This window comes from Aquipuribacter sp. SD81, from assembly GCF_037153975.1.
In the GTDB taxonomy this organism is placed as follows: Bacteria; Actinomycetota; Actinomycetes; order Actinomycetales; family JBBAYJ01; genus Aquipuribacter.
Window position 1 is genome coordinate 1 of record NZ_JBBAYJ010000051.1, and the last position, 7,583, is coordinate 7,583.

The window sequence follows — 7,583 nt, forward strand, 5'->3', positions numbered from 1 at the left end:
CCGGTCGCCAGCGCCGCGACCGCCGCCGCGGCGGCGAGCCCGGGCAGCAGCCGGGCGGGAGGCGCCCCGCTCACGCCGGGTCGGTCCGGGTGGCGTCCGCCGGGCCGTCGAGCTCCTGCCGCAGCGCGGCCGCGACCTCGTCGAGCGCGTGCCGGGCGCGCGTGCGACCGAGGCCCGCCGTCGACAGGAAGCCGTGGACGGCGCCGGGGTAGTCGGTGTGGCGGACCGGCACGCCCGCGGCCCGCAGGCGCTGCGCGTAGGCGACGCCCTCGTCGTGCAGCGGGTCGTGCTCGGCGGTGAGCACGGTCGTCGGCGGAAGGCCCGCGAGGTCCGCCACGTGCAGCGGGGACACGAGCGGGTCCTGCGGCGCGGTGCCGGTGCCGTCGAGGTAGTGCGCGACGAAGGCGCGCATGTCCGCGAGCGACAGGAACGGCGCGTGCGCGTTGCGGGCCACCGACGGGCTCGCGAGGGTGGCGTCGAGCGCGGGGTACACGAGCACCTGCGCCGCGACGACGGGGTCCCCGGCACGGGGCTCGTCGCGCAGCCGGGCGCTCGTGACCGCGCAGAGGTTCGCGCCGGCGCTGTCGCCCGCGAGTCCGACGCGGTCCGTCCGCACGAGCGTCCCGCTGCCCACGTGCTCGGGGTGCCGGGCGCACCACCGCACCGCCGCGAGGCAGTCGTCGGCGCCCGCCGGGAAGGGGTGCTCGGGGGCGAGCCGGTAGTCGACGGACACGACGACCGCGGGCACCGCGCGCGCGAGCGCCGCCACCCACCACGGCGTGTCGTCGACGCCGCCGAGCACCCAGCCGCCGCCGTGGATGTGCACGACGACCGGCAGCCGCGTCCCGGCCGCGACCGGCGGGGTGTGCACGGCGAGGCGGACCCCCTCGGCGGTGCGCACGTCGTGGCGCCGGACGGTGGGGTCGGGCCGGTCGTACACCGCGTCGAGGACCCGGCCCACGACGGGCCCGGGCACGGCGGCACGCGCCGCGGCCGGGTCCCGCCCGGCGATCCCGACGCCCCCGACGCGCCGCCCGGCCGCGTCGAGCAGCCGGACGAGGGGGTCCACCGGCAGCGACTGCGGCTGCGAGCGCGGGTGCGGGTGGTGCGCGCGCCCGCGCCTCACGGCTCGGCCCGGGCAGGCCGTGATCGCCGCCCCCCGAACGTCCCGACCGTCTGGGCGGCGGCCACCTGCACCGCCGTGCCCCACGTCGGGTAGGCGTGCGTCGCCTGCGCGAGGCGGCCGGTGAAGCAGTCCACGCGCATCGCGAGGACGACCTCGGCGATCGTCTCGCCGGCGCGCGGGCCGACGACGGTCGCGCCGAGCAGCCGTCCCCCGCCCAGGTGGCCGAGCACGCGCCGGGGGCCGGTCACGAGGGTGACGAAGCCGTCGCTGCGCCCGGCGGTCAGGGCGCGGTCGACCTCGTCGTGGGGGAGGTGCGCCACCCGAGCGCCGCGGACGGCGGCCGCGGCCTGCGCCTCGCTGAGGCCGACCCGCGCGACCTCGGGGTCGGTGAACGTCACCCACGGGGTCGTGCGCTCCTCGTAGCGGGCGCGTCCCCGGGACCAGCCGCGGGCGGCGTTCGCGCCGGCGACGCGGCCCATCGCGTCCGCGGCGTGCGTGAAGGGCAGCCGGCCCGTGCAGTCCCCGGCGGCCCACACGCCGGTCACGCGCGTGCGCAGCCGCTCGTCGGTCACCACCTCGCCCCGGTCCCCGCGGGGCAGGCGCGCGTGCCCGGGCTCGTCCGCGCCGTCGCCGACGACCGGGCGCCGGCCCGTGGCCACGAGGACGCGCTCGACCTCGACGACGCCCGCGCCCGGCCCGCCCGCGAGGTGGGCGCGCGCGCCGTCGGCGGTCGCCTCGACCCGCACGAGCCGTGCGCCGGTCCGGACGTCGACGCCCAGGACCCGCAGGGCGGCCTCGACGACGCGGGAGGCGTCGGGCTCCTCCTTCGCCAGCAGCCGGGGTGCGCTCTCGACGAGCTGGACCCGGCTGCCGCAGCGGGCGAGGACGGTCGCGAGCTCGCAGCCGATCGCGCCGCCGCCGAGCACGAGCACCGAGCCGGGCGCGGCCGGCAGGTCGAAGACCGTCTCGTTCGTCAGGTAGGGCACAGCGTCGAGGCCGGGCACGTCGGGCACGAGCGGGGCCGAGCCGGTCGCCCACACGACGCCGTCGGCGTCCAGCCGGGTCCGCTCGCCGTCCTCACCCAGCACCGACAGGGCCGGGGCGCCCTCGCCCGCCTCGCCCGTCAGCAGACGGGCGGTGCCGGCGAGGGTCGCGACGTCGTCGCGGGCAAGGGCCGTGGCGTCCTCGGTGGCCGCGATCCGCGCGCGGACGTCGAGCAGGTGCGTGCGCGCCCGCTCCCAGCCCTCACCGAGGGCCGTCCGCTCCAGCAGCGCCTTGCTCGGCACGCAGCCGGTCCACGTGCAGTCCCCTCCCAGGGGTCCGGCGGAGACCAGCGTCGTCCGGGCCCCGGCCGCGGCGGCCGTCCTGGCCGCGGCGAGCCCGGCGCCGCCGCCGCCCACCACGACGACGCGCCGCCGGCGCCCCAGCCGCACGTTCAGGCCTGACCGATGTCCTGCAGCAGCCGGCGGAACCACGGCGTGGTCGTGTCGAACGCCTTGCCGCCGGCGATGCGGTCGAACTCGATGGCCCGCAGCCGCCCGTCGCGCTCCTCGTCGTGGCCGATGACGCCGCCCTCGTGCCGCAGCGCGCACTCGACCGCGAGGTCGGTGCACGACTTGATGAGGCGCAGGTCGTCGGCGTTCGGCGCGGCCGAGCGCGAGAAGTAGCCCGACTTCTGCACCATCGTCTTCTCCGCGCCGATACCCGCCGCGAACTGCTTGGCGAACCAGGCGCCCGGGTTGATCGTGTCGATCTTGACGTGGCCGAAGGGGTCGCGGGCGACCTCCTCGCCGGCCTTCTCCAGCTCCGCGACGATGGTCTGCACACCGGCGCCCTCGGACACGAAGAGGTTGACGCAGCCCACCTCGTCCATCACCGCGCGGAGCCGCGCCGACTCCGCCTCGACGTCGAACTCCAGCTCCGGCAGGTACACCCCGTGCACGTCCCAGCGTCGCGGGTCGTTGCCGAAGGCGGGCAGGAACTGCTGCGTCGCGAGCCACTCGCGGTGCCGCAGCGCCGTCGCGGCGGTGAGCCAGCCGCAGCCGCGGCCCATCACCTCGTGCACGACGAGCATGCGGGGGTTGGAGGAGTGCTCGGCAAGCACGTTGCGGGCGAAGAGCGCGCCCTGCTCCGCCGCCGTCCACGCGCCGAGGGACTGCCGGATCGGCACGACGTCGTTGTCGATCGTCTTCGGCAGACCGACGACCGTCAGCTCGTAGTCGTGCTCGGCGAGGTAGGCGGCGAGGTCGGCCGCGGTCGTGTTCGTGTCGTCGCCGCCGATGGTGTGCAGGACGTCGACGCCGTCGGCGACGAGCTGGTCCGCGGCGACCTTGAGCGCGTCGTCGCCCTCGCCGATGAGGCCCCGCTTCACGAGGTCGGCGGCGTTGGTGAGCTTGACCCGGCTGTTGCCGATGGGGCTGCCCCCGAAGCGGTGCAGCAGGTGGGCGTCACGCCGCACCTCGTCCGTCACCGCGGTGCTGCGCCCGGCGAGCAGGCCCGCGTAGCCGTCGAGGTAGCCGATGAGCTCGACCTCGGGCGCGATCTCGGTGTAGCGCTCGATGAGCCCGCCGACCGCGGAGGACAGGCACGGGGCGAGCCCGCCGGCGGTCAGCATCGCGACCTTCCGGACGGGGCGGGCGGGGGCGTCGGGCATGGGTCCTCCAGGGAGCCGGGTTCGGACAGGGAGACCCTAGTGACGCGTCCATGATCCACGAGCGGGCGCCCGGCCCGCGGGTGAGGCTGGTGCCGCGACCGGGGACGGAGGGTGCCCGGCCACCACCTCAGGAGGACAGCTGTGAGCGAGAGCGACGTGCGCGAGGGCCAGACCACGAACATCGCCGACTTCGGCCGCGAGATGTGGTCGTTCCTCACCGGCAAGGGCGCCGTGATCGACTACACCTTCGTCGACATGACGGTCGAGGTGCCGCGGGAGACCGGACCGTCCTCGCCGCGCGCGGTGTGGAAGCTGGACGGCACGCTGCGCATCAGCACGCAGGACCGCGACGGCGGCGGGGCCGGCGCTGCCTGAGCCCGACGGCGGCACGGCGGCACGACCCGTGCTCGTCGTCGCCGCCGACCTGCGCTGCCACGTGAGGGCTCCCGACGGCGCGACCGCCACGGTCTCGCTGCGCGGGGGCGACGGGGCGCCCCTCGTCCTCGACGTCGACGGCTCGCGGGCGCTGTGGCGCAGCCTGCCGCGCGGCCGTGGCTCCGCCTCGTCGTTCCGCGCGGGGCAGGCCGCGCTCGTGCGCCTGGTCCCCGTGCAGGTGCGTGAGGACCTGCGGCGCGCCCCCGTCGACGTCGTCCTCGACGGACGTCGCGTGGCCTCGAGGCGCGACGGGCGCTGGCGGCCCGCCCCGGGTCCCGCCGTCGCGGCGGCGGTGGCGACGCTCGGCGTGGTCGGTGTCGTCTCCGCGCTCATCGGGGTGGCGGGGGTCGCGGCCGCGAGGGCGCTCGCCCGGGGCCGCGTGCGCTGAGGGCTGCACCCGCCCGGGTGCACCGGAGCGGCGCGGCTCACGCGGCGTCGCCCCCGCGCCGATGCTGCCCCGGTGGGTGCGGGGACGACCGGCGGGAGCAGCACCGCGGCGGTGGTGACGACGGTCGGTGCGGTGGTGGTCGCGGCGGCCGTGCTCGTGACGTCGCTCGCCGTCGACCGCGCGGCGGACGCCGTCGCACCGGCGGTGCCCGGGCCGCCCCCGGACGCCCGGGCGGAGCCGCTGCGGCTGCCGCCGGACGTCGTCGACCCGGGTGGGTACACCTTCGTCGACACGGGGCCGGGCGGGCAGCCGGTCCGGTGGGACCCGTGCCGACCCGTCCACGTCGTCGTCCGGCCCGACGGGGAGCCGCAGGGTGGTCGCGCCGCACTGGGGGCCGCGCTCGAGGAGGTGGGTGAGGCCGCCGGGCTCGTCTTCGTCGTGGACGGCGAGACCGACGAGCGACCCGACCCCGCGCGGCGCCTGGTGGACCCGCGGCGCTACGGCGAGCGGTGGTCGCCGGTGCTCGTCGCGTGGTCCGACGCCGGGGAGGACCCCCGCCTCGCCGAGGCCGCGGGCCTCGCGGGCCCGGCCGGGTACGGCGAGGGCTCCCGGCGTCGCTGGGTGAGCGGCAGCGTGGTCCTCGACGCCCCGTGGTTCGCCGAGAACCTGCCCGCCGAGCTCGGCCGGCGCCGTGCGGAGGCCGTCCTCGTCCACGAGCTCGCCCACCTCGTGGGGCTCGGGCACTCGAGCGACCCGTTCTCGCTCATGTCGCCGACGTACCAGTCGGTCTACGACCTCGGCACGGCCGACCGCGCGGGCCTGGCGCGTCTCGGCGACGGGCCGTGCGAGGGGGACGCCGGGCGGCGGGATGGGGACGCGGGCACGTAGCGTTGCCACCGTTGCGGCACCACCCGGCGCACCCGTCGGGGCCGCCCACCCCCCGGAGGTCCACGTGCAGCGCCCGGACAGCGACGAGCTCCTCAGGTACGCCGACGGCGTGGGGGAGGACGGCGGGCTCGAGGTCCCGCCCGGCCTCGTGCTCGTGCACCACCTGGCGGGCTTCGTGGACGCCGGCTCCGCGGCGACCGCCGCGGTCGAGGCGTTGCTCGTCGACCACCACCGCACCGACGTCGCGCACTTCGACGCCGACGCGCTCGTCGACCACCGCAGCCGCCGCCCGGTCATGACCTTCGACACCGACCGCTGGACCGGCTACGAGCCCCCGCACGTCACGGTGTCGCTGCTGCGCCGCCACGACGACCCGGCGCAGGCGCTGCTGCTGCTGCACGGGGCCGAGCCCGACTACCGCTGGGGCGCCTTCTCGCGGGCGGCCGTCCGGCTCGTGCAGGACCTGCAGGTCCGGCTCGTCGTGGGCCTGGCGGCGATCCCCATGGGCGTGCCCCACACCCGGCCCGCAGGTGTCATCGCCCACGGCACCCGCGCCGAGCTGGTGCGCGGCCGCCGGGCGTGGGTCGGCCAGGTGCGCGTGCCGGGGCACGTGGGCGGGCTGCTGGAGTACCGGCTCGGCGAGGCCGGGCTGGACGCCGTCGGCTTCACCGTCAACGTGCCGCACTACGTCGCCCAGGCCGACTACCCCGAGGCGGCCGCGGTGCTGCTCGAGCACCTGTCCGGTGTGAGCGGGCACCCGGTCGACGTGTCCGGCCTGCGCGTGCGGGCGGCGCAGACCCGCAGCGACATCGACGTGGAGGTCGCGAAGAGCAGCGAGGTCGCCGCCGTCGTCGGGGCGCTGGAGGAGCAGTACGACTCCCTCGCCGAGACCGCCGGCAGCGACCTGCGCAACGACCTGCCCGACGGCGACGAGCTCGGCGCCGAGCTGGAGCGCTTCCTCGCCGAGCGCGAGCGCGGCGGGCCCGGCGGCGCCGGGGAGGTCCGGTGAGCGTCCGGGCGGTCGACGCCGCCGAGCTGCTGTCGCCGGCCACGGCCCGGCGGCTGCGGGCGGCCGGGCTGCGGTGGGACCCCACCGCGGGTGACCGGTTCGTGCTCGCCGACCGCGACATGGACGACGACGTCTTCGTCGTGTCCGACATGGTCGCCGACGTCCACGACTTCCCCAGCGGCCGGGTCATCGGCTTCAACGGGACGGTGGAGTGGGCGCTGGACTCCGTCGGCAGCGAGCAGGCGCTGTGGCTGCCGCACGAGGACCAGCTGCGCCGGCTGCTCGGGGGCACCTTCCGGCGCCTCGAGCGGGTCCCCGACGGCACCGACGGCACCGACGGCACCGAGGCGACCGACGCCACCGACGATCCGGCCTGGCGCGTCACGGTCCGGCTGCCGGGGGACGGCGACGACTCCGCCGTGGGCGGCGCGACGGCCGTCGAGGCGTACGCCGGGGCCCTGCTCGCCCTGCTGGCGCGCGCGACCGGCTGACCGGGGCACGCCGCGGCGGGGTGCGAGGGGCGGTCCGCTCAAGCGAGGGGGTCCGTGCGCCGACGCTGCAGCGGTGACCGAACCGCACGTCGTGCCGCTCGTGCGGCAGCGAACCGGCAGCCCCGTCGACCTGCCCGCGCCCGCCGCCCCCCACGCCGGCACGGTGTCCGCGACGGGCCTGCTGGGTCCGGTGGCTCCGGTGGGTCCGGTCGCGCCGGTGGCCGCCGCCCTCGGGCTCGGCGTCGTCGAGCACGACGCGGTCGGCCGGGTCGTGGCCGCCGACGCCCTCGCGGCGCACGCCCTCGGCGTCGCGGCCGAGGCGGTCGTCGGGCTCACGTGGCACGACCCGTCGTGGGGCCTCGTCCGCGAGGACGGCCGGCCCATGGCCGGTCACGAGCACCCCGTCATGCAGGTGCTCGCCGACGGCGTGCCGCGTCGCGGCGCCGTCGTCGGCCTGCGCCGCCGCGACACCGTTCCCCCGGGCGCGGCGCACGGCGCGGCGCCCGCGGCGCCCGCGGCGGGCGCGGGGCCGGCGCGGTGGGTCCGCGTCGACGTCACCGCCCCCGTGCACGCCAGGGTCGCCGTGGCCGTGT

9 protein-coding genes are annotated in these 7,583 nt (G+C 78.0%); 6 read left to right on the forward strand and 3 right to left on the reverse strand.

Going from position 1 to position 7,583, the window contains the following annotated elements:
• Positions 1-70: 70 nt before the first annotated feature.
• Genes WAA21_RS17565 through WAA21_RS17575 form a run of 3 tightly spaced genes read right to left on the reverse strand, consistent with a single transcriptional unit; the run spans position 71 to position 3,779 of the window.
• On the reverse strand, positions 71-1,126 hold the full coding sequence (locus WAA21_RS17565) for an alpha/beta hydrolase (RefSeq protein WP_336924152.1): 1,056 nt from the start codon (positions 1,124-1,126) through the stop codon (positions 71-73).
• A complete protein-coding gene (locus WAA21_RS17570) occupies positions 1,123-2,559 on the reverse strand; it encodes a dihydrolipoyl dehydrogenase family protein (RefSeq protein WP_336924153.1) in 1,437 nt (478 codons plus the stop codon). The genes WAA21_RS17565 and WAA21_RS17570 overlap by 4 nt, the downstream gene beginning before the upstream one ends.
• A 2-nt stretch (positions 2,560-2,561) precedes the next feature.
• Positions 2,562-3,779 carry a pyrophosphate--fructose-6-phosphate 1-phosphotransferase gene (locus tag WAA21_RS17575; RefSeq protein ID WP_336924154.1) on the reverse strand — a complete coding sequence of 406 codons (1,218 nt, stop codon included), beginning with the start codon at positions 3,777-3,779 and terminating at the stop codon, positions 2,562-2,564.
• Positions 3,780-3,920: 141 nt separating this feature from the next.
• Here WAA21_RS17575 and WAA21_RS17580 point away from each other — a divergent pair, with 141 nt between their 5' ends.
• The 6 genes from WAA21_RS17580 to WAA21_RS17605 all read left to right on the forward strand — a co-directional run.
• Positions 3,921-4,154 (forward strand): hypothetical protein, encoded by a 234-nt coding sequence (locus tag WAA21_RS17580; protein WP_336924161.1) that lies wholly within the window; start codon positions 3,921-3,923, stop codon positions 4,152-4,154.
• Positions 4,155-4,182: 28 nt separating this feature from the next.
• Positions 4,183-4,602 carry a hypothetical protein gene (locus WAA21_RS17585; protein WP_336924155.1) on the forward strand — a complete coding sequence of 140 codons (420 nt, stop codon included), beginning with the start codon at positions 4,183-4,185 and terminating at the stop codon, positions 4,600-4,602.
• Between the two features lie 72 nt (positions 4,603-4,674).
• Positions 4,675-5,490 carry a matrixin family metalloprotease gene (locus WAA21_RS17590; RefSeq protein ID WP_336924157.1) on the forward strand — a complete coding sequence of 272 codons (816 nt, stop codon included), beginning with the start codon at positions 4,675-4,677 and terminating at the stop codon, positions 5,488-5,490.
• A 64-nt stretch (positions 5,491-5,554) separates the two neighbouring features.
• Entirely contained in the window at positions 5,555-6,499 is a 945-nt protein-coding gene (locus WAA21_RS17595; protein WP_336924158.1) for a proteasome assembly chaperone family protein, read from the forward strand.
• Entirely contained in the window at positions 6,496-6,990 is a 495-nt protein-coding gene (locus tag WAA21_RS17600) for a pilus assembly protein CpaE (protein WP_336924159.1), read from the forward strand. Before WAA21_RS17595 ends, WAA21_RS17600 begins: the two co-directional genes overlap by 4 nt.
• Before the next feature lie 73 nt (positions 6,991-7,063).
• A partial coding sequence (locus tag WAA21_RS17605) for a hypothetical protein (protein WP_336924160.1) occupies positions 7,064-7,583 on the forward strand: 520 nt, incomplete at its 3' end.

Excerpts from the sequence above, each read along its gene's own strand:
- WAA21_RS17575 (WP_336924154.1), bottom strand. The coding sequence starts at position 3,779 with ATGCCCGACGCCCCCGCCCGCCCCGTCCGGAAGGTCGCGATGCTGACC.